Origin of the sequence: Methylobacterium sp. J-026 (assembly GCF_022829585.1) — a bacterium.
Lineage (GTDB): Bacteria > Pseudomonadota > Alphaproteobacteria > Rhizobiales > Beijerinckiaceae > Methylobacterium.
This window is the reverse complement of the sequence record NZ_JAKSYC010000069.1, coordinates 34143-55574: the sequence shown is the minus strand read 5'-3', so window position 1 is coordinate 55574 and position 21432 is coordinate 34143. Positions and strand designations below refer to the sequence as shown.

Genomic DNA, 21432 nt, shown 5'->3' with positions numbered 1-21432 from the left:
ACCGAGGCGGTCACCGGCATGCGAGTCGACGAGGCGTCAATCGGTCCGCGCGTTCTCATCTACAGCCACGATACGTTCGGGCTGGGGCACCTGCGCCGCTCGCGGGCCATCGCCAACGCCATCGTCGCGTGCGACGGCCGGGCCAAGGCGATGATCGTCTCGGGTTCGCCGGTGATCGACCGCTTCGCCTTCGCCCCCGGGGTGCGGACGGTCCGGCTGCCCCCGGTGACCAAATCCGCGGATGGGGAATACAGCAGCCTCGATGCGGCCGTCCCCCTGGCCCGGACCGTGGCCCTTCGCTCAGAGGTGATCGCCCGCAGCTGCGAGACCTTCGATCCCGACATGATCATCGTCGACAAGGAGCCCGCCGGGTTCCACGGCGAGCTGCTGCCGACCCTGGCATGGGCCGCTGCCCGTGGCATCCGCCTGGTCCTCGGCCTGCGCGACGTGCTCGATGAGGCCGACCGCCTCGTGCCCGAGTGGGAGCGCAAGGGTGCCGTCGAGACCATGGCGCGCTTCTACGACGAGATCTGGGTCTACGGGCTCAGCCGTATCCACGAGCCCCTGGCGGCGCTGCCGATGGACCCGGCGCTGACCGCGCGGATCGCCGCCCGGCTGATCTTCACGGGCTATCTGCGCCGCGACCTCCCGGAGCGGCGCCCCGGCCGCGAGGAGCCCGCCATGGCGAGCGGCCCGTTCATCCTGGTCACCGCGGGCGGCGGCGGCGACGGCGCCTCCCTGATCGACTGGGTCATCGCCGCCTACGAGGCTGATCCCGGCATCCCGCTGCCCGCCCTCGTCGCCTTCGGGCCGTTCCTCGACGCCGCGACGCGCGACGGGTTCGACGCGCGCATCCGGGCGCTGTCCGGGAAGATCGCCGCGATCACCTTCGACAGCGAGATCGAATTCCTGATGCGCAAGGCGGCCGGCGTCGTGGCGATGGGCGGCTACAACACCTTCTGCGAGATCCTGTCCTTCGATCGCCGGGCGATCCTGGTCCCCCGCACCGAGCCGCGCCGGGAACAGGCGATCCGCGCTCTGGCGGCGGAGCGGTTGGGCTTGGTCCGGGTCCTGATGGAGGCGGAGGGCCGGGCGCCGGACCGCATGGCCGCCGCACTCCGGGCTCTGCCGGACCAGACCGAGCCGTCGCGGGTCCTGATCCCGGGCCTGCTCGGCGGTCTCGACGCGGTCGCCCGCCGGGTCCGGGCGCTCGCCGGGTCCGGCATCGGCCGCCCGCGCGTGCGGGCCTACTCGTGACGCACAGGCGGATCGCCGTGGTGCTGAAGGGCTATCCGCGGCTGTCCGAGACCTTCATCGCCCAGGAGATCCTGGCGCTGGAGCAGCGCGGCCTGCCCCTGGAGATCTGGTCCCTGCGCCGGCCGACCGACCGGGCGCGCCATCCGATGCACGCGCAGATCCGCGCCCCGGTCACCTATCTGCCGGAATACCTGCACACGGCGCCGCTGCGGGTGCTCCGGGGCCTCCTGGCGGCGTTGCGGCGGCCGCGGTTCGGCGCGCTGCTCGCGCTGTTTGCCCGCGATCTCCGGCGCGACCGGACGCTCTCGCGCCTGCGCCGCCTCGGGCAGGCCCTGGTGCTCGCCCGGGAACTGCCCGCCGAAATCGCCCACATCCACGTGCATTTCCTGCACACGCCCGCCAGCGTCGCCCGCTACGCCGCCCTGCTGACCGGACGCGGCTGGAGTTTTTCGGCCCACGCCAAGGACATCTGGACGACGCCGGACTGGGAGCTGACCGAGAAACTGAATGACGCGCGCTGGGGCGTAGCCTGCACCCGCGACGGCCAGGGGCGGCTCGACCGCCTCGCTCCGGGCCGGACGCGCCTCGCCTATCACGGGCTCGACCTCGGCCGTTTCCCGGCACCGCCTCCGCCCCGGGAGGCGCGCGACGGCACCGATCCGGCCGCACCGCTCCGGTTCCTCTGCGTGGGGCGGCTCGTGGCCAAGAAGGGGCACGACGACCTGATCGACGCCCTCGCCTCCCTGCCCGCCACCCTGCATTGGACCCTCGACCTGATCGGCGGCGGCGCGTTGCGCCAATCCCTGGAGGCGCGGGTCCGCGACCGGGGCCTCGCCGGGCGGGTGACGTTCCGGGGCGCCCTGGCGCAACCCGACGTCATCGCGGCCATGCGCGCGGCAGACCTGTTCGTGCTGCCGACCAAGCCCGGCCCCGACGGCGACCGCGACGGCTTGCCGAACGTGCTGATGGAGGCCGCGAGCCAGGCCCTGCCGATCCTCGCGACCGCCTTCGCGGGGACGCCGGAATTCATCGCCGACGGCGTCCAGGGACTCCTCGTCCGGCCCGGCGATCCGGCGGCGCTGCGGGCGGCCCTGATCCGCCTGGCCCGGGATCCGCATCGGAGAGGCCGCCTCGGCGCGGCGGCGCGGGCCCGGCTCGTGACAGACTTCTCCGAGGCGGCGGCGGTGTCACTGATCGCGGAGCGGCTGCGGGCTTCGGCAGGCCTCGCGACACCCACGCTTCCGACCGCGACGGAGGTCACCGCGTGCGCGTCCTGATCGCCGTCACGCACCTGCTCGGCGCCGGGCACCTGACCCGCGCCGCGGCCCTCGCCCGGGCCTTCGCGGATGCCGGCCACGAGGCGATGCTGATCTCCGGCGGGGTGCCGGCCCCGATGGTGCGCCTCGACGGCGTCCGTCTCGTCCAGCTGCCGCCGCTCAAGATCGCCGGCACGGATTTCTCGACGCTGCTCAAGCCGGATGGGGCGCCGGCGGATGCGGTGTGGCTGGCGCGCCGCCGCGCCGTGATGGTCGAGACGGTCGGGACCTTCGCGCCGGACGCCGTCGTGACCGAGCTGTTCCCCTTCGGCCGCAGGGCCCTGGCGGCTGAGTTCCTGGCCCTCGTCGAGGCCGCGCATGCGAGCGTGCCGCGCCCGCTCGTGCTCGCCTCGGTGCGCGACATCCTGGTCGCCTCCGCAAAGCCGGAGCGGATCGCCCAGGCCCATGCCCGGGTTGCCGCCTTCTACGATGCCGTGCTGGTCCACGGCGATCCGGCGCTCGCGCCCCTCGACGCCTCCTGGCCGCTCGATGCCGAAACCCCGGGAAAGCTCCGCTACACCGGCTACGTGGATGAGGGGACCCGTTCCGCCGTCGGTGGCGCGCGCGCCGGCGTGCTGGTCGCCGCCGGGTCCGGGCCGGCCGGGCTGGTCCTGCTGCGCGCCGCCGCCGAGGCGGGCCGCCGGCGGCCGGAGCTCGGCTGGCGGATCCTGGCGGGACACGGCGTGCCGGAGGCGGCCCTGTCGGCGCTCGCCCGCGGCCTGCCGGAGGGCGTCCTGGGCCGCGCCCGGACCGATTACCGGACCCTGCTGGCCGGGGCCGCGGTCTCGGTGAGCCAATGCGGCTACAACACCGCCACGGATCTGCTGGCGGCCGGGACGCCCGCGGTGCTGGTGCCGTTCGAGGCCGGCGGCGAGACGGAGCAGCGGCTGCGTGCCGAGCGCCTCGCCGCCCGGGGCCTCGCCCGGGTCCTGCCGGAGGCGGAACTGAGCGCCGATACGCTGCTCCGGGCGGTGGAGGCGCAGCGTGCGGCACCCCCGCCCGGACCCCACGGGATCGACCTCGGCGGGGCCCGGCGCACGGTCGAGATCGTGGCGACGCTCCATGCCGGCCGACGCGGGGCGCGCCATCAGACCCGACCGGCAAGCCCCGGCTTTCAGGCCCTGCGCCGAGCCCTCGACGCGATCGCCGGGCGCGGCCTGTCGGTGCCTTTCCTGTGGCGCGACGACGACGCGGTGACGGCGACACCGGCGCTCGACCGGTTGATCGGGCTGGCACAGACCCGCGGCACGCCGATCCTGCTCGCCGCCATCCCGGACGGCATCGATGCCGCGCTGGCACGACGCCTCGAAATGGCGCCCGAGATGCGCGTCGCGGTCCATGGCCTCGCGCACCGGAATCACGCCCCGCCCGGCGCCAAGCCCGCGGAGTTCGGCGCCGACCGGCCCCTGAGCGACCTGCGTGCGGACGCCGCCGCGGGTCTGCGGATCGCCCGGGAACGCATATCGGAATCGATCCTGCTGCCGGTTTTCGTGCCGCCGTGGAACCGCCTCGCCCCGGCGCTCGCCGCGCTCCTGCCGGAGCTCGGCTATCGCGGCCTGTCGGCCGTCCCGGGACCGCCGATCCCCGGCCTGCGCCGGATCGACGCCACCTTGGACCCGATCGACTGGCGCGGCACGCGCTCCCTGCGCGAGCCGGAAGCGATGCTGCGCGCGCTCGCGGACGACATCACGCGGGTGCCGGACCGGCCGATCGGCCTGCTCACCCACCATCTCGTCCAGGATGCGGCCGTCTGGCGCTTCGTCGAGGATCTGCTGGCCGTCCTCCTCGGACATCCGGCGGTGCGTGTCCCGGATCCGCGGCGTCTGTTCGACCGTAGCGCGATGGACAGGGGCGGCGCGGCACCCCATCATCCGGGCCTCCAGATCGTGAGGACTGGTTGAGCGCACTCTTGTCCATACGCGATCTCGCGGTCGCGTTCCGCACGGAACCGACGCCGTTCGAGGCGCTGCACGGCCTGTCCCTCGATGTGAACCGCGGGCGCACGCTGGCGCTCGTCGGGGAGTCGGGGTCCGGCAAGTCGGTGACCGCGCAGGCGATCCTGCGGATCCTGCCGCCCTCCGCCGCCATCACCCGCGGCCAGATCTTGCTGCGCGACGGGTCCTCGGAGATCGACATCGCGCAACTGCCCGCCGAGGGCTCGGCGATGCGGGCGATCCGCGGCCAGCGCATCGCGATGATCTTCCAGGAGCCGATGACCTGCCTGTCGCCGCTCCATACGATCGGCGATCAGGTCGGGGAGGCCCTGCGCATCCACACCGGTGCCGGCCGACGGGAATCCGATGCGCGCACGGAGGAGGCCCTGGCCCGCGTCGGCTTCCCGGATCCGCGCCGGGCGCTGCGGACCTACCCGTTCGAGCTGTCGGGGGGCCTGCGCCAGCGCGCCATGATCGCCATGGCGCTGATCCTGAAGCCGGCCCTGGTGGTCGCCGACGAGCCGACCACGGCGCTCGACGTGACCACCCAGGCCCAGATCCTGGCGCTGCTGGCCCGGCTCCAGGAGGAGAGCGGGATGGCGATCCTGCTGATCACCCATGATCTCGGCGTCGTCGCCAACATGGCGCACGACGTGGCGGTGCTCTACCGCGGCCGCCTCGTGGAATCCGGGCCGCGCGACACGGTGATGCGCGCCCCCGGCCACGCTTATCTGAGGGCCCTGCTTCACGCGGTGCCCCGGTTCGACATGGCCCCGGGCGAGCGGCTGACGCCGATCCGCCCGGCCCAGGCGGAGATCCCGCCGGCGCGGGCGCCCGCGCCGCTGGCCGGCCCGCTGCTCCAGGTCGAGGGCGTGAGCAAGACCTTCACCCTGCGCTCCGGCCGCCTGTGGCAGAAACCCCGGCTCGTCCACGCCGTCTCCGATGTGTCCCTGAGCCTCGCGGCCGGGCGGACGTTGGGCCTCGTCGGCGAATCGGGCTCCGGCAAGACCACGGTCTCGAAGATGATTATGCGGGCGCTCGCCCCGGATTCGGGCCGGATCCTGTTCGACGACGGCGGCGGCCCGCGGGACGTGCACGGCCTGTCCGGCGACGCCCTGTTCGCCTACCGGCGCAATGTGCAGTTCGTGTTCCAGGATCCCTACGCCTCCCTCGACCCGCGCATGACCGTGCGCCAGATCCTGTCGGAGCCGATGGAGATCCACGGCGTCCCGGCCGGCGAGCGGCGGGCGCGCTGCCGGGCCCTGATGGCCATGGTCGGCCTCGAACCGGGCGGCCTCGGCCGTTACCCGCATGCCTTCTCGGGCGGCCAGCGCCAGCGCATCGGCATCGCCCGGGCGCTCGCCCCGAACCCGCGCCTCCTGGTGCTCGACGAGCCGGTCTCGGCCCTGGACGTATCGGTGCAGGCGCAGATCCTGAACCTGCTCAAGGACCTCCAATCGGCCCTCGGCCTGTCCTTCCTCATCGTGTCCCACAACCTGGCGGTGATCGACTACATGGCGGATACGATCAGCGTGATGTGCCGGGGCCGGATCGTCGAGGAGGCCCCCCGGGCCGCCCTGTTCCGTCGGCCGGTCCATCCCTATACGCGGGCGCTCCTGGCCGCCGTGCCCGATCCGAGCCTGGATCACCCCCTCGATTTCGCGGCCGTGGCCACCGACCGGAACGACCCGTCCCGCTGGGAGGCGCCGTACCGGCTCGACCCCGACGAGGCCGGCACGATGCGGGCGATCGAGCCCGGGCACCGGGTCCGGTTCGGCGGTGCCGCCGAGGCCGTGGCCGCATGATCCAGCCGCGGCCGCCCGTCCTGCTGGAACGCCTGCGCCGGAAGGTGCTGTCGCCGCTGTTCGACCGGTTGGGCTACGACCTCGTTCCCGCCGCCCCCGATTGGAGCCACCGGCCGACCTCGCCGCGCGAGGTCGCGACGCTGCTCGAGTCCGCAGCGGCCATCCTGGAACGCGACCTCGCGGCCGCCGGCCTCGTGCCGGACGGCGACGTGCTCGAACAGGTCCGGGCGTTCTGGTCGCTGATCCCGACCGCCCCCGTGCGGCAGCGGCGGGGCGGCAGCGGCTTCAACGGCGCGTTGCAGCTCTACGTGGCGATGCGGGCGCTCAAGCCGGATTGCGTGATCGAATCGGGGGTGTTCCGCGGGCTGACCACGTGGGTGATCCGGCAGGCCTGTCCGCGGGCGGCGATCTTCTGCCACGACCCCGACCTGTCGGGCCTCCAGTACCGCGACGCCCGCGCCCGCTACAGCACCGCCGACTGGTCGACGGCCGATTGGTCGATGCTCGATCCGGCCGCCACGGTGGCGTTCTTCGACGATCACGTGGCGCAGGGCCGGCGCGTCGTGGAGGCGCATGCCCGGGGCCTGACCCGTCTGCTGTTCGACGACGACGCGGCCGGCCACCGCATCCACGCCCATGGCGGACCCGCGCATCCGACCATCGCGATGATTACCGGTCCCGCGCACAGCCCGGAGCCGATCCGCTGGACCCGCAACGGCCGCCAGTTCGAGCAGCCGGCCGACGATGCGCTGGTGCGGCAGGCGTCCGGGCTGATCCAGCGGTCGCACGCCTTCGACGACCTGCACCGGGCCACCGGCTATTCCCCCGCGCGGCTGACCTATGTGGGCCTGCATCCTGTGTCGGGAGGCGGGTCGTGAGCGAGGTCGGGACCGGCGCCGGTTTCCTCGCGACGCTCCTGGAGCAAGCGGACTCGCGGGTCGACGAACGCGACGTGTGTCCCGTGTCTCGTGAGCCGACCCACGCGCGCGGCATCTCGCGCCGCACCCTGGTCGCCGGCCTCGGCGCCGCCGCCCTTGTCGGTCCGCGAATCGCCCGCGCGGAGGGCGAGACCCCCGCCCCGCCCGAAAATCCCCTGGTGGTCGACCTCGCCGCCCGGGGGCGCCGGGTCGGCAGCGCCGGCGGGACGATCCGGACCTTGATCGCCAAGGCCCGGGACGTGCGCTACCTCTCGGTCTACGGCTACACCCGCCTCGTCGGCTACGATGCCGACCTGAACCTCCGGCCCGATCTGCTGGAGCGGGTCGATGTCGAGGGCGGCCGCTTCACCTTCACCATCCGCAAGGGACACCGCTGGTCGGACGGGCAGCCGTTCACCGCCGAGGATTTCCGCTACTACTGGGAGGATGTCGCCAACGAGAAGGCGCTGAGCCCCGAGGGGCCGCCGGCCTTCTTCCTGGTGGACGGCAAGCCGCCGCAGGTCGCCTATCCCGATCCGCTCACGATCCGCTATACCTGGGAGCGGCCGAACCCGATCTTTCTCCCGGCGCTGGCCGCGCCGCGCGATCCGCTGATCTACCGGCCGTCGCACTACCTGAAGCCGGTCCACGCCCGCTACGTCGGCAAGGAGGTGGCCGAGGCGAAGGCCAAGGCGCAGAAGCTGCGCAGCTGGGCAGCCCTGCACAACCGCCTCGACGACAATTACGAATTGAACAACCCGGATTGCCCGACCCTTCAGGGCTGGGTGCCGCGGACCCGCTCGCCGGCCACCCGGTTCCGGTTCGAGCGCAACCGCAGCTATCACCGCGTCGACACCGCGGGCACGCAACTGCCCTACGTCGATGCGATCGTGATGGACGTGGCCTCGCAGGGTCTGCTGGTCGCCAAGACCAATGCCGGTGAGGCGGACCTGATGTTCCGTGGCCTGGCGATGCCCGACATCCCGAGCCTCAAGGAGGGCGAGAAAGCGCATGGCTACCGCACCAACCTCTGGCCGGTGGCCCGCGGTTCGGAGATCGCGCTCTATCCGAACCTGACCACGGCCGATCCCGTCTGGCGGCGGCTCAACCGCGATCTGCGCTACCGCCACGCCCTGTCGCACGCCATCGACCGGCGGACGCTGAACAACACGCTGCTGTTCGGGCTGGGCACCGAGGGCAACGACACGATCGTGGCGGACAGTCCGCTCTACGCGCCGGAGCTTCGAACCCTCAACGCCGGCTACGATCCGGCCCAGGCCGCGAGTCTCCTGGACGCGCTGGGCCTGACCGGCCGCGACGGCGCGGGCATCCGCCTGCTGCCCGACGGACGGCCCCTGGAGATCGTGGTGGAGAGCGACGGCGAGGCCGAGATGGTGCTCGACGCCCTCCAGCTGATCACGGAATTCTGGCGCGAGGTCGGTATCCGCCTCATCGCCAAGCCCCAGGAGCGCACGAATCTGCATCGGCGCTCGATCGGCGGCCTCACCGTGATGGTGGCCGCCCAGGGCCTCGACCTCGCGGTGCCGACCGCGATCATGCCGCCGACGGAATTGAGCCCGGCGCAGCCGGAGCATTATTCCTGGCCGGCCTGGAGCCTCAGCGCGGAAAGTCACGGCAAGAGCGGCGAGCCCTGCGATGTCGCGGACGTCCAGCGCCTCCTCGACCTCGACCGGCAATGGCGCGACACCACCGATGCCGGGACGCAGGCGACGATCTGGCGCGAGATGCTGATGAATCACGCCCGCAACACCTGGGTGATCGGCACGGTCGCCGGCGCGCTCCAGCCGGTGGTCGGCGCGGCCCGCCTGATCAACCTGCCGCAGCGCGCCCTGTATTCCTGGGAGCCCACCGCGATGATCGGCGTCCAGCGCCTCGACGAGATGTTCTGGGATAGCGGCGCCGGTCCGCGCGCGGAGGTCCGGTGATCGCGCCGCTGCTCCGGCGCGTCGCCACCATGGCGGCCACGCTCCTGGTCATCTCGGTGCTGGTTTTCGTCATCATCAAGCTGCCGCCGGGCGACTATCTGACCAACCGCATCATGGAGCTGCGCGCCACCGGGGACGCGACCTCCGTGGCCAAGGCCGAGCTGCTGATCCACCAATACGGGCTCGACCGGCCGGTCTGGCAGCAATACCTGATGTGGATCGGGGCGATGCCGGGGCCGGCCGGCTTCTCCGGCCTGCTCCAGGGCGATTGGGGCTGGTCGTTCGAGTACGACAAGCCGGTGGCGGATGTCATCGGCGACGCCCTCTGGCTCACGCTGCTGATCAACCTCACCGCGGTGATCTTCGTCCATCTGGTGGCGATCCCGGCCGCGCTCTACTCGGCGACGCACCGCCACACCGTCGGCGACGCCGTCGTGACCCTCCTGGGCTATGTCGGGCTCGCGGTGCCGGGGTTCCTGCTGGCGCTGATCCTGCTGTTCTACGCCAACCGCTGGTTCGATCTCTCGATCGGCGGCCTCTACGATTCGGCCCTGACCAACCAGCCCTGGACCTGGGCCAAGATCCGTTCGCTCCTGGCGCATCTCGTCGTCCCGACCCTGGTGATCGGGCTCGGCGGCACGGCGGCGATGATCCGCCGGATGCGGGCGAACCTGCTGGACGAGCTCGCCAAGCCCTACACGGTGACCGCCCGCGCCAAGGGCCTCCCGCCCGTCAGGGCGCTGGTGAAATACCCGTTCCGGATGTCGCTCAACCCGTTCGTGGCGGATATCGGCAACCTGCTTCCGCACTTGGTCTCAGGGTCGGTCCTGGTCTCGCTGGTGCTGAGCCTGCCGACCGTCGGGCCACTGCTCCTCGACGCGCTGCGCAGCCAGGACCAGTTCATGGCCGGCTTCATCCTGATGTTCGTCGCCGCCCTGACGCTCGTCGGCATGCTGATCTCGGACCTGACCCTCCTCTGGCTCGATCCGCGCATCCGCATGGGGTTGCGATGAACGACGCGATGCCCGCCGCCGGCCATTTCGTCGACCCGCTGCCCTTCGAGCCGGATGCCCGCGCCGAGGGCATGGCGGGCAGCGCCTCGGCCTGGCGGCTGATCCTGCGCAAATTCCTGCGGCACCGCCTTGCCGTGGCCTCGGCGCTGATACTGCTGGCGCTCTACGCGATCGTGCCGTTCGTGGAGCTGATGGCGCCCTATGGACAGGCGCGGCGCAACGGCGATTTCCTCTACGCGCCGCCTCAGGGCGTCCACCTGGTCCACGACGGGCGCCTCGCCGGTCCGTTCGTCTACCCGTACCGGGCGCATCTCGACCTCGACACGTTCCGCCGGGACTACGTGGTGGATGAGGGCGCACCGCAGCCCCTGCGCTTCCTGTGCCGCGGGGACGGCTACGATTGGCTCGGCCTGATCCACGGGGACCTGCACCTCGTCTGCCCGCCGGAGACCGGCACCTTGTTCCTGTTCGGCACCGACAAGCTCGGGCGCGACCTGTTCTCTCGGATGATCTACGGCGCGCGGATCTCCCTCACGATCGGCCTCGTCGGCGTGGCGATCTCCTTCGCGCTGGGCCTGCTCCTCGGCGGCGTCGCGGGCTATTTCGGCGGGCTGGTCGATGCCGGCGTGCAGCGCCTGATCGAGGTCGTGCGCTCCCTGCCCGAATTGCCGCTCTGGCTCGCCCTGTCGGCGGCCCTGCCGCCGAACTGGAGCCCGCTCCTCGTCTTCTTCGGCATCACGGTGATCCTGGGCCTCCTCGACTGGCCGGGTCTCGCCCGGGCGGTGCGGGGCAAGCTCCTGGCGCTGCGCGAGGAGGATTTCGTCCAGGCGGCCGAGCTGATGGGCGCGTCCCCGGCGCGGGTGATCGGCCGGCACCTGATCCCGAACTTCATGAGCCACCTGATCGCCTCGGCGACCCTGTCGATCCCGACCATGATCCTCGGCGAGACCGCCCTCTCCTTCCTGGGCCTCGGCCTGCGTCCGCCGGTGACGAGCTGGGGCGTGCTGCTCAACGAGGCGCAGAATCTCGCCGCCGTACAGATCTACCCGTGGCTGCTGCTCCCGGTCGTGCCCGTCCTGGTGACGGTGCTGGCCTTCAACTTCATGGGCGACGGCCTTCGCGACGCCGCCGACCCGTATCATTGACGGGCGGCGGATCCGGGATCATCCGGCCAACGGCAGCGGTGCGATCCGGGCGGGCGCCACGGCGCTCTTGCGCTCGATCAGGCCCGGGGGCGGCACCGGCGCGTCGATGGTGCAGACGACGCCCCCGGGCTCGTAGGTCAAGGCGACCTCGCCGGCGAGTTCCCGGGCGAGGCTGCGCTCGATCAGCCGCGATCCGAAACCCGTCCGGGTCGGCTTCTTCACCGGCGGCCCGCCCCGTTCCGACCAGCGGAGCGCGAGGCGCGTCTCGGTCTCGCGCCGCACCGTCCAGGCGATCTCGACGACCCCGCCCTCGGCGGAGAGCGCGCCGTACTTGACCGCGTTGGTGCCGAGTTCGTGCAGCGCCATGGCGATCGACAAAGCCAGGCGCGGCGGCAGGCGCAGGGGCGGCCCCGCCACCCGGAAGCGCGAGGCGCGGCCATCGCCGGATTCGAGCGGCCGGATCGCGTCCGCCACGACCGCCGACAGTTCGGCCCCCTCCCAGCTCTCCCGGGTGAGCACGTCGTGGACCCGGGCGAGCGCCAGCAGGCGCGCCTCGAACGCCGCCCGGGCGGCGTCGGCCTCGGCGCCTTCGAGGCCGCGCAGGGACTGGGCCGCGATCGACTGGACCGTGGCCAGGGTGTTCTTCACCCGGTGATTGAGTTCGTGGATCAGGAGCAGCAGGTGCTCCTCGGCGTTCTTCGCATCGGTGATGTCGATGTTGCAGCCGGTATAGCCGAGGAAGTTGTGGTCGTCGTCGAGGCGCGGCACGCCCTCGCAGCGCAGCCAGCGCACCGCCCGTTCCCGGTCGATGACCCGGACCTCGATGCGGAAGGACGCCCGGGCCTCGAAGGCCTCGGTGAAGGCAGCGCGGAACCCCTCGAGCTCCTCCGGGTGGACGATCCGGTGCCAGCCCTGATTGGCGAGTTCCGCCGCCGGCGTCCCGAACATGTGCTCGAAATGCAGGTTGGCGAAGCTCACCTCCCCGGTCTCGTCGGTCATCCAGATCAGGGCCGGCGCCGAATCGGCCATGTGCCGGAATCGGGCCTCGCTCTCGCTGAGCGCCGAGAGGCCGCGCCTGGTGTCGGCCAGCGCCCGGTCCCGCTCCTGCTCGCGGGTGCGCAGCCGGAGCGAGGCCTCCGACAGGACCAGGCCGAGCCGCTCGATCTCGTGGACCGGCGAGGACACCCGGGGGATCGCCTCGCCCCGCGCCAGGGCGGGTCCAGAGGCGGCGAGCAGACGCAGCGGCCGGGAGACCCGCGACCAGAGATTGACCGCCAGCAGCGACGAGGTGGCGAGCACCAGCAGGCCGAACCCCGCGAAGGCCCAGATCCAGCGCCGCACCCGGGCGTCGACGAGGGCCTGGGGGATGCTGGTGGCGACCATCCAGCCGGTCAGGCGGGAGCGCGCCTCGATCACCACCACGGGCTTGTGCTGGCGGTCCTGGCCCTCCCACACCCCGGGGGTCGCCGATTGGACCTGCCGGAGGCTGGCGAGCCGCGGCCGGCCGATCACCGAATCAGGATCGGGCAGACGCGCCAGCACGACGCCGTTGCGGTCGCTGATGCCGGTCGTCCAGCCCGGGACGACCTCCCGGGACAGGATCCCCTGGAGGCGGGACAGCGGCACGGTGAAGCTCAGGATGTAGCCGACCTCGCCGTCGATCATCACGGGGACGCCGACCGCGTAGGTCGACTCGCCGGGGGTCGGACCGGGGACGAAGCCGCTGACCATGGCGCGCTGCGTGCCCCGGGCGAGTTCCTGGTCGAACGGGACCGCCATGATCGGCATCGGCGCACTCCGCGGCACGCCGGTGTTGACGACCTCCTGGCCGTTGGGCCGCCGGAGCAGGACGTCGAGGTCGATCGAATCGCGCACGAGCCGGGCCTGGGCGTCGAAGGCCTCGAAATCGCCCTGGCGGATCCGCGGCGAGGTCGCCAGGGTCTGTAGCACCGAGACGAGACCGGCCGTATCGCGGTCGAGCGACAGGCCGATGCCGCGCACGTTCTCGCGCGCATCCTGCTCGAACCGCGCCCGCTCGGCCGAGGCGTAGCGCATCAGCAGGATGCTGGTGAACAGAAGGCCCGGTCCGATCAGCGCGATCACCAGCGCGATCAGATAGACCTGCGTGGAGAAGCCGTTGCCGGCGAAGCGGTGCAGCCGCCGCGCCAGCCATGACCGGCGCGCGGGCATCACCGCCGGGAGCCCGCCGCCCTCGGCCTGATGGTCCGGACTCAAGCGGGGCCCGTCCCCGGCCCGCGGCGCTCCGCGGGCTCGTCACCGTTCCCTCGCCTCATGACCGGTCGATATGGCCGAGATCGCGCTCCGGGTCGAGGTGGTCCCGCACCCGCTGCTTCAGGGCCTTCACGTCGGGGAAACCGCCATCCCGCACCCGCTCCCACAGCAGGGCACCGTTCAGCTCGATCCGGAAAGCGCCGCCCGTCGCCGGGATCAGAGCCACCTCTCCGAGATCGTCGCGGAAGGTCGAGAGCAGCTCCTGCGCCATCCAGGCGGATCGGAGCAGCCAATTGCACTGCGTGCAGTAGGTGATCGCGACGCGCGGCCGCTCCGCCCGAACCGGGGCCTCACCCGTCACGTCGCTGCCGGGATTCACGTCCGCTGGCCCCTCGTGCATCCGGGCACAGCGCATTGTGTCACGGGGCTTGTCAACCTCGCCGCCGCGTGACGCTTGACGCCCCGGCCCGCCACGCCCTAGAAGGCCCGGCATCCGGTCGCCGGTGCCCGGGTGGCACATCCGCACAGGCGACGCGGCGTCTCCGCCTCTTGGCGGGTCCCCGGTACGGACGGTTAGCACAGCGGTAGTGCGTTCCCTTCACACGGGAAAGGTCGCAGGTTCGATCCCTGCACCGTCCACCAGCCCCCCTCCCGATGGCCGATCGCCCGATGCGCCGCGTCGGTTTGCCGCCCGAAAAGCCCGTGCTAAGGGCGCTCCATCGGTCAATGCATAAGCTTGGACCGGCCCGATCCGGGCCGCAGGTTCCGGGCGGCGGAAGGGTGGGCGACAATCATGAAGGACATCCTCGACAGGCTCGAAGAGCGCCGGGCGCAGGCCCGCCTCGGCGGCGGTGAGCGGCGCGTCGAGGCGCAGCACAAGCGCGGCAAGCTCACCGCGCGGGAGCGCATCGAACTCCTCCTCGACCATGGGTCGTTCGAGGAATTCGACATGTTCGTGCAGCACCGCTCCACGGATTTCGGCATGGAGAGCCAGAAGATCCCCGGCGACGGCGTGGTGACCGGCTGGGGCACGATCAACGGCCGAACGGTCTTCCTGTTCTCCAAAGATTTCACCGTGTTCGGCGGCTCCCTGTCGGAGGCCCATGCGCAGAAGATCGTGAAGGTCCAGGACATGGCGCTGAAGATGCGCGCCCCGATCATCGGCATCTTCGATGCCGGCGGCGCGCGCATCCAGGAGGGCGTTGCGGCGCTGGGCGGCTACGGCGAGGTGTTCCGCCGCAACGTCATGGCCTCGGGGGTGATCCCGCAGATCTCGGTGATCATGGGCCCGTGCGCGGGCGGCGACGTCTACTCGCCGGCCATGACTGACTTCATCTTCATGGTCCGCGACACGAGCTACATGTTCGTCACCGGCCCCGACGTCGTGAAGACGGTGACCAACGAGGTCGTCACCGCCGAGGAACTCGGCGGCGCCAAGGTCCACACCACCAAGTCGTCGATCGCCGACGGCGCCTTCGAGAACGACGTGGAGGCGATCCTCCAGATCCGCCGGCTGCTCGATTTTCTCCCGGCCAACAACATCGACGGCGTGCCGGAACTCACGAGCTTCGACGATGTCGATCGCCTCGATTCTTCGCTCGACACCCTGATCCCCGACAATCCGAACAAGCCCTACGACATGGGCGAGCTGATCCGCCGCGTCGTGGACGAGGGCGATTTCTTCGAGATCCAGGCGGCCTACGCCCGCAACATCATGACCGGCTTCGGCCGGATCGAGGGGCGCACGGTCGGGTTCGTGGCCAATCAGCCGATGGTGCTGGCCGGCGTGCTCGACGCGGACGCGTCGCGGAAGGCGGCGCGGTTCGTGCGCTACTGCGACGCCTTCGGGATCCCGATCGTGACCTTCGTCGACGTCCCGGGCTTCCTGCCCGGTACGGCTCAGGAATATGGCGGATTGATCAAGCACGGCGCCAAGCTGCTCTTCGCCTACTCGCAGGCGACCGTGCCGCTCGTGACGCTCATCACCCGCAAGGCCTTCGGCGGCGCCTACGACGTCATGGCGTCCAAGCATGTCGGCGCGGACGTGAACTACGCCTGGCCGACCGCGCAGATCGCCGTGATGGGCGCCAAGGGCGCGGTGGAGATCATCTTCCGCAGCGAGCTGGGCGACCCCGAGAAGATCGCGGCGCGCACCGGCGAGTACGAGGATCGGTTCCTGTCGCCCTTCGTGGCGGCCGAGCGCGGCTACATCGACGAGGTCATCATGCCGCACTCGACCCGGCGCCGGATCGCCCGGGCGCTCGGCATGCTGCGCACCAAGAAGATGGAGCAGCCCTGGAAGAAGCACGACAACATCCCGCTCTGAGGCGGGATCGGCGGCCGGAAGCTGGGTTCAGCTCCGGTCGCTGTGCTCGATGACCGCACAGAGGGTCAGCGGCCCCTTGTCGGGGGAGACCATCGCCGAGCACGTGACGCGGGCGCCGCCGAGGTCGACGTTGCTGTGGCGCAGACGAACCGACGCCGCCTGCGCCTTGCGTGCGGCTTCGGTGATCACCGCGGCGTCGATGCCCGTGACCGCGTGGCCGGCATGGCCGAACAGGTCGTAGTAGCTGTCCGGCGGATTCTCGCCCCGGAACTGGGCGCCCACCGAGGACAGGTCCGGTTCCCCGCAGGCGAGCGTCAGCGTCATGTCCGGACTGGCCGTGAAGCTGGCGTAATCGCTCCGGCGCTCGGTCGCCTTGGCGGCGGTCTCGGCCGTGACCTTGTCGACGAGGGTGTCGCAGGACTGGGCCCGGGCCGGTCCGGGGGCGGCCGTCAGGCAGGTGAGGGCGAGAAGGGGCAGGAGCGCGCGCATGTGGGGCAGGTAGCGCGGCGATGCCGGAAAAACGAGCGGCGCGGCGTTCCGGCGCGGGCCCCGCCCTGCCCGATCAGACGGCGGCGGGCGACGCCTCGACCTGTCCGAGTTCCAGCAGGACGATCTCCGGCGGAACGCCGAGGCGGACCGGGATCCGGCTCATCCCGAAGCCGCCGGACACGATCATGTGACGGCCGTCCTGCACGATGTGACCGTAGGAATAGTCGTGCCCGCGGACCTTGCGGATCGCCGGGGAGCGCCCGAACAGGCGGATCTGCCCGCCATGGGTGTGGCCGGCCAGCGTGAGGGAGACCCGCTCGGGCACGCGCACGAAGATATCGGGCTCGTGCACCATCAGGATCACCGGCGCCGCATCGGTGACCGCCGCGAGGGTCTGGGGCACGTCGGCGTGGCTCAGCGACATCCAGGTTCCGGTGAACGGCTGCTGGTCGGCGAGGCCGGCGAGCCAGAACGGGCGCCCGTCCTTGACCAGACGGACGGCCTGATTCTCCATCACGGGGATGCCGCGCGCCTCCAGCAGTCCCTTGACCGCGGGCGTCCCGCGCCGGGCCGACTGGACCGCCTCGTCGTCCCACCAATCGTGGTTGCCGAGGATCGCGTGGGTGCCGAGGGGGGCCTTCAACGCCTCCATCATCCGGGCGAACTGGCCGAGAGGCAGCTTGCGCCACGCGATCCCCCCCGCCGGGTAGTCGCCGAGGAGCAGCACGAGATCGGGCTTGAGCGCATTGGTGGCGTCGACGATCTCCGCGACCCGGTCGAAGGGCATGTACGGCTCGCAGATGTGGAAATCCGCCAGCACCGCCACGCGCAGGCGGAGCGCCGGGTCCCAGTGCGGCAGGGCCGGCGCGTAGGAGGTCACCACGAGCCGGTGCATCGGCTCGATATCGAGGGCGTAGACGCCCGTTGCCGCCGTCATCCCGACGCCCGCGCCGAGGCCGGTCAGGAACTGCCGTCGACTCGGCAGGATCAGCATCGCACCATTCCGTTGGCCCTGAATCTCGCCGTGAGCGGCTAGGCGCGCAGTCCGGCGAAAGCGGGGCCGACTCGCGCCGCCCGTGAGCTTGACATGCGCCGGGTTCAGCAACTCTGAATCCCTAACCGGACCGTGGCCTGACGTGAAGGCCGGTCTATAAGGCCCCTCCCCGTCCCGCGAAGAAGATCCGGACCCAGATGTTGAACCGTCCCCTGCGCATCGGCACCCGCGGCTCCCCGATGGCGCTCGCGCAGACCGGGATGGTGCGCGACCGGATCGTCGCGGCCAATCCGGGCCTCGAGACCGAACTCGTGGTCGTCACCACGGTGGCCGACAAGATCCTGGACCGGCCGCTCTCGGAGATCGGCGGCAAGGGCCTGTTCACCAAGGAGCTGGAGCAGGCCCTGTTCGCCGGGGAGGTCGATGTCGCCGTCCACTCGATGAAGGACGTGGAGACCTGGCTTCCCGAGGGCCTGACCATCGCCTGCATCCTGGAGCGCGACGATCCGCGGGACGCGTTCCTGTCCCCGCATGCCGACGGCCTGGCCGGCCTGCAAGCGGGTGCGCGGGTCGGCACCTCGTCCCTGCGCCGGGCCGCTCAGGTACTGATGCGCCGGCCGGACCTCCGGGTCGTCCCGCTGCGCGGCAACGCCAACACCCGGATGCGCAAGCTCGAATCCGGTGAATGCGACGCGACGCTGCTCGCGCTGGCCGGCCTCCAGCGCCTGGGCCTCGAGGCCATGGCGCGCAGCGTGCTGTCGGTCGAGGATATGCTGCCCGCCGTGGCGCAGGGGGCCCTGGGGATCGAGTGCCGGGCGGACGATCGCCCGATCCACGCCTTGCTGGCGCCCATCGCCTGCGCCCGCACCACCACCGCCGTCGCCGCCGAACGGGCGCTGCTCGCCGAACTCGACGGCTCGTGCCGGACGCCGATCGCCGCCCTGGCGCGGATCGAGGGCGAGACCCTGTCGCTCGACGGCCTGCTGTTTCTGCCTGACGGCAGCCGCCACTGGTCGGTGTCCCGACAAGGACCGGCCGCGGAGGCCGAGCGGATCGGCCGCGAGGCCGGGGCGGCCCTCAAGGCCGCGGCCGGCGACACCTATGTGTGCGAGCTGAAATAACCGGGCCCCGGCTCACCGGGTACCATCTGGGCCGCCGCCCGGTCGATCACGATCGCGGCGGATGCTCCGGCGCACGGCGACCAGCTGCCAGACGCCCAGACCGAACACCACGGCGAAGGCGAGGCCGAGATCCAGCACGGCGAAGAGCCCCTCGCCCATCTCCGGAACTCAGGACGGCGCGGACCGGCCGAAGGCCTCGCGTTCGCGGAGGCGCTCGATCAGGTCGAGGACATGAACCGCGCGGCCGCCCACATCCCACCAGGGCCGCAGGGCGGGCCGCAGGCGGGCGGGATGGCGCGGATTGCGCGCGACCGCCTCGACCAGGAACGCCGCCTGCGGCAGCACCGGCGCGGCGAGGTCCGCGGCGACCGCCTTCATGCGGGTGGCGCGGGCGATCAGGGCGAGCTTGCGGGCGCCCCCCACGCGGGCCCGGCGGCTGACCGAATCGTGCCCGCAGGCGGCGATCACGCGGCCGATCTCCGCGTAGATCAGGCCCGCGGCGCGGATGGCCGGTCGGCAGCGGGGCGGAAGCGCGTCGATCCCGGCCTCGGCGCGGGCGTAGAGCCGGTCGGCCTCGGCCAGAAGCCGGGCTACGATGGCGGCCAGCGCCGGGCTCGGGCGCGGATCGGCCAGGAAAGCCTCCGGGTCGAGCCCGGCCTCCTGCATCCAGTCGAGCGGCAGGTAGAGCCGGCCCATGCGGGCGTCCTCGCCGACATCGCGGGCGATGTTGGTGAGCTGCATGGCGGCCCCGAGGTCGCAGGCGCGGGCCAGGGCCTCCGGGGTCCGCACCCCCATGATCAGCGCCATCATCGCCCCCACCGAGCCGGCGACCCGGGCCGCGTAGGCGTGGAGGGCGTCGAGATCGGCGTAGCGCCGCCCCGCTGCGTCCCAGGCGAAACCCTCGATGAGCGCCCGCGGCAGCGCCTCGGGGATCGCGAAGCCGGCGACGATCTCCGAGAAGGCCCGGTCGGCGGGCGTGTCGGCCGGCTGGCCGGCATAGGCGCGGCCGATCCGCCGATCGAGGCGCGCCACCGCCGCGTGGCGGGCCTCCGGGTCCGTCGCCTCGTCGACGAGGTCGTCCGACAGGCGGCAGAAGGCATAGAGCCCATAGGCGGCCTCGCGGACATCCCCCGGCAGGAGCTGCCCGGCCGCGAAGAAGCTCTTCGAGCCGCGCCGGATCGCGGTGCGGCAGGCGGTCCGGTCGGCCGCGGCGGCGAATTCAGGCGGTAACGCGGGCATCGGGGACCACGCTGTCGAGGATACGGGCGGAGGAGAGGACGCCGGGCAGCCCGGCGCCGGGATGCGTGCCGGCGCCGACCAGATAGAGGTTGCGCACGTTGCCGGAGCGATTGTGCGGTCGGAACCACGCCGACTGCGTCAGCACCGGCTCAAGGCCGAAGCCGGAGCCGCGATAGCTCAGGAAATCGTCCTGGAAGTCCTGCGGCGTCGTCACCCGGGACGTGACGATCGCCTCTGACAGGCCCGGCAGCACGCTCGTCTCGAGCATCTCGGCGATGCGCCGCCGGTACGGCTCCGCGAGCGCCCGCCAATCCTGGCCGCCCGCGAGGTTGGGCACCGGCGCCAGCACGTAGAAGGCGTCGCAGCCGGGCGGCGCGAGGCTCGGATCGGTGGCGGTGGGCCGGTGCAGGTAGAGGCTGGCATCATCGGCCAGGACCTTGCGGTCGAAGATGTCGGCCAGCAATCCGCGATAGCGCGGCCCGAGCAGGATCGTATGGTGATCCACCTCCGGGTAACGGCGCCGCGTGCCGAAATACCAGACGAACAGGCCCATGGACGAGCGGGCGCGCCGGAACCGGCCCGGGCTCCAGCGCTGCGCCTGCGGCAGGAGGCGCGCATGCGTCACCGCCGAATCGGCGTTCGAGACCACGAGATCGGCCGCGATGGTCTCGCCGCTGTCGAGCTCGACCCCGGTGGCCGCCCCGCCCGCGACGCGGATCCGCGCGACCTCCACGCCCAGGCGCACCCGCCCGCGCTGGCCGCGGATCAGCCGCACGAGCCCGTCGACCAGCTGGCCGGTGCCGCCCATGGCGAAGTGGACGCCCCAGCGCCGCTCGAGATCCGCGATCAGGCAGTAGATCGCGCTCGCCCGGAAGGGATTCCCGCCGATGAGCAGGGGATGGAAGCTGAACACCGTGCGCAGCCGCTCGTCCCGGACGAAGCGGGAGACGACGTCGTGGACCGAGCGGTGCCCGGACAGGCGCAGCAGGTCCGGGGCGATCTTCAGCATCGCGCCGACCCGCCCGAACGGGACGTGGCCGAGCTGCTCGAAGCCGATCTGGCAGACGGCGCGGCTATGGGCCATGAAGCGCTCGTAGCCGGCGACATCCTGGGGTGCGAAGCGGGCCACCTCGGCGCGCATGCGCTCGGGATCGCCGCTATAGGCGAAGGACGTGCCGTCCGCGAAGCGGATCCGGTAGAATGGATCGACCGGACAGAGCGTCACGTCGTCCGACAATTTGCGCCCGGCGAGGGTCCAGAGTTCCTCGAACAGCTGGGGCGCCGTGACGATGGTCGGTCCGGCATCGAAGGTGAAACCGTCCTGGCGGTGGACCCGCGCCCGGCCGCCCGCCTGTTCCAGCCGCTCCAGCACGGTCACCCGATAGCCCCGGGCCCCGAGGCGCACGGCCGCGGCGAGGCCGCCGAAGCCCGAGCCGATGACCACGGCATGCGGTCGCCGATCGGCCTCTTGCACCACGCTTTGATCGACCGCGAGTGTCAGCATGGCTTGACACTATCGCGCCGGTTCGCCGGTCCGCAAGGGCGAATTGCGAAGGCGCACGGATGGCGGCGATGGGGCCTCGGATACGGCCGGGCCCGGTGCCTCGGCGCGAACGCCCCGATGGCCGTTGCGACGATGCCATGCGCGGCAGAAATTCCATGGTCGCGCGGCGATTATCCGATCGAACGGCGCTATAG

At 71.9% G+C, this 21432-nt stretch carries 17 protein-coding genes and 1 tRNA gene; 11 read left to right on the top strand and 7 right to left on the bottom strand.

Features of this window, described 5'->3' with window-relative positions; translation table 11 throughout:
- The first annotated feature begins 18 nt into the window (after nucleotides 1-18).
- From MKK69_RS07135 to MKK69_RS07100, 8 genes are all read left to right on the top strand, one after another.
- Nucleotides 19-1257, top strand: coding sequence for a glycosyltransferase family protein (locus MKK69_RS07135; protein ID WP_243967061.1), 1239 nt, complete (start codon nucleotides 19-21; stop codon nucleotides 1255-1257).
- A complete protein-coding gene (locus MKK69_RS07130) occupies nucleotides 1254-2534 on the top strand; it encodes a glycosyltransferase (RefSeq protein ID WP_243967060.1) in 1281 nt (426 codons plus the stop codon). The genes MKK69_RS07135 and MKK69_RS07130 overlap by 4 nt, the downstream gene beginning before the upstream one ends.
- Nucleotides 2522-4474 (top strand): glycosyltransferase, encoded by a 1953-nt coding sequence (locus MKK69_RS07125; protein ID WP_243967058.1) that lies wholly within the window; start codon nucleotides 2522-2524, stop codon nucleotides 4472-4474. Before MKK69_RS07130 ends, MKK69_RS07125 begins: the two co-directional genes overlap by 13 nt.
- A complete protein-coding gene (locus tag MKK69_RS07120; RefSeq protein WP_243967057.1) occupies nucleotides 4471-6312 on the top strand; it encodes an ABC transporter ATP-binding protein in 1842 nt (613 codons plus the stop codon). Before MKK69_RS07125 ends, MKK69_RS07120 begins: the two co-directional genes overlap by 4 nt.
- Nucleotides 6312-7190, top strand: coding sequence for a hypothetical protein (locus MKK69_RS07115; RefSeq protein ID WP_243967173.1), 879 nt, complete (start codon nucleotides 6312-6314; stop codon nucleotides 7188-7190). Before MKK69_RS07120 ends, MKK69_RS07115 begins: the two co-directional genes overlap by 1 nt.
- A gap of 74 nt (nucleotides 7191-7264) precedes the next feature.
- Complete coding sequence (locus MKK69_RS07110; RefSeq protein WP_243967172.1) at nucleotides 7265-9175, top strand: ABC transporter substrate-binding protein; 1911 nt, start codon at nucleotides 7265-7267, stop codon at nucleotides 9173-9175.
- Nucleotides 9172-10188, top strand: a complete 1017-nt coding sequence (locus tag MKK69_RS07105; protein WP_243967056.1) for an ABC transporter permease — start codon at nucleotides 9172-9174, stop codon at nucleotides 10186-10188. Before MKK69_RS07110 ends, MKK69_RS07105 begins: the two co-directional genes overlap by 4 nt.
- Nucleotides 10185-11333: an ABC transporter permease gene (locus tag MKK69_RS07100; RefSeq protein ID WP_243967055.1), complete on the top strand. Its 1149-nt coding sequence runs from the start codon at nucleotides 10185-10187 to the stop codon at nucleotides 11331-11333. The genes MKK69_RS07105 and MKK69_RS07100 overlap by 4 nt, the downstream gene beginning before the upstream one ends.
- An 18-nt stretch (nucleotides 11334-11351) precedes the next feature.
- Here MKK69_RS07100 and MKK69_RS07095 read toward each other — a convergent pair whose 3' ends face one another.
- On the bottom strand, nucleotides 11352-13523 hold the full coding sequence (locus MKK69_RS07095; RefSeq protein ID WP_243967171.1) for a sensor histidine kinase: 2172 nt from the start codon (nucleotides 13521-13523) through the stop codon (nucleotides 11352-11354).
- A 100-nt stretch (nucleotides 13524-13623) separates the two neighbouring features.
- Nucleotides 13624-13965: a SelT/SelW/SelH family protein gene (locus MKK69_RS07090; RefSeq protein ID WP_243967054.1), complete on the bottom strand. Its 342-nt coding sequence runs from the start codon at nucleotides 13963-13965 to the stop codon at nucleotides 13624-13626.
- Between the two features lie 167 nt (nucleotides 13966-14132).
- On the opposite strand from MKK69_RS07090, the gene MKK69_RS07085 reads away from it, so the two are divergent.
- Nucleotides 14133-14207, top strand: a tRNA-Val gene (locus MKK69_RS07085).
- 151 nt (nucleotides 14208-14358) lie between these two features.
- Nucleotides 14359-15891, top strand: a complete 1533-nt coding sequence (locus MKK69_RS07080; protein WP_243967053.1) for an acyl-CoA carboxylase subunit beta — start codon at nucleotides 14359-14361, stop codon at nucleotides 15889-15891.
- A 27-nt stretch (nucleotides 15892-15918) separates the two neighbouring features.
- Here the strand turns inward: MKK69_RS07080 and MKK69_RS07075 are convergent, their stop codons facing one another.
- Together MKK69_RS07075 and MKK69_RS07070 are read right to left on the bottom strand one after the other, a co-directional pair.
- Nucleotides 15919-16380 (bottom strand): ABC transporter ATPase, encoded by a 462-nt coding sequence (locus tag MKK69_RS07075; RefSeq protein ID WP_243967052.1) that lies wholly within the window; start codon nucleotides 16378-16380, stop codon nucleotides 15919-15921.
- A 73-nt stretch (nucleotides 16381-16453) separates the two neighbouring features.
- A complete protein-coding gene (locus MKK69_RS07070) occupies nucleotides 16454-17374 on the bottom strand; it encodes a metallophosphoesterase (RefSeq protein WP_243967051.1) in 921 nt (306 codons plus the stop codon).
- Between the two features lie 197 nt (nucleotides 17375-17571).
- On the opposite strand from MKK69_RS07070, the gene hemC reads away from it, so the two are divergent.
- A complete protein-coding gene (gene hemC, locus MKK69_RS07065; protein WP_243967049.1) occupies nucleotides 17572-18495 on the top strand; it encodes a hydroxymethylbilane synthase in 924 nt (307 codons plus the stop codon).
- A 12-nt stretch (nucleotides 18496-18507) separates the two neighbouring features.
- Here the strand turns inward: hemC and MKK69_RS07060 are convergent, their stop codons facing one another.
- The 3 genes from MKK69_RS07060 to MKK69_RS07050 are packed head-to-tail and all read right to left on the bottom strand — an operon-like array spanning nucleotide 18508 to nucleotide 21238.
- The gene (locus MKK69_RS07060) at nucleotides 18508-18654 is read right to left on the bottom strand and encodes a hypothetical protein (protein WP_243967048.1); all 147 of its coding nucleotides are present in this window, start codon (nucleotides 18652-18654) and stop codon (nucleotides 18508-18510) included.
- A gap of 9 nt (nucleotides 18655-18663) precedes the next feature.
- Nucleotides 18664-19734, bottom strand: coding sequence for a phytoene/squalene synthase family protein (locus MKK69_RS07055; protein ID WP_243967046.1), 1071 nt, complete (start codon nucleotides 19732-19734; stop codon nucleotides 18664-18666).
- Nucleotides 19715-21238: a phytoene desaturase gene (locus tag MKK69_RS07050; RefSeq protein WP_243967045.1), complete on the bottom strand. Its 1524-nt coding sequence runs from the start codon at nucleotides 21236-21238 to the stop codon at nucleotides 19715-19717. Before MKK69_RS07050 ends, MKK69_RS07055 begins: the two co-directional genes overlap by 20 nt.
- Nucleotides 21239-21432 lie beyond the last annotated feature (194 nt).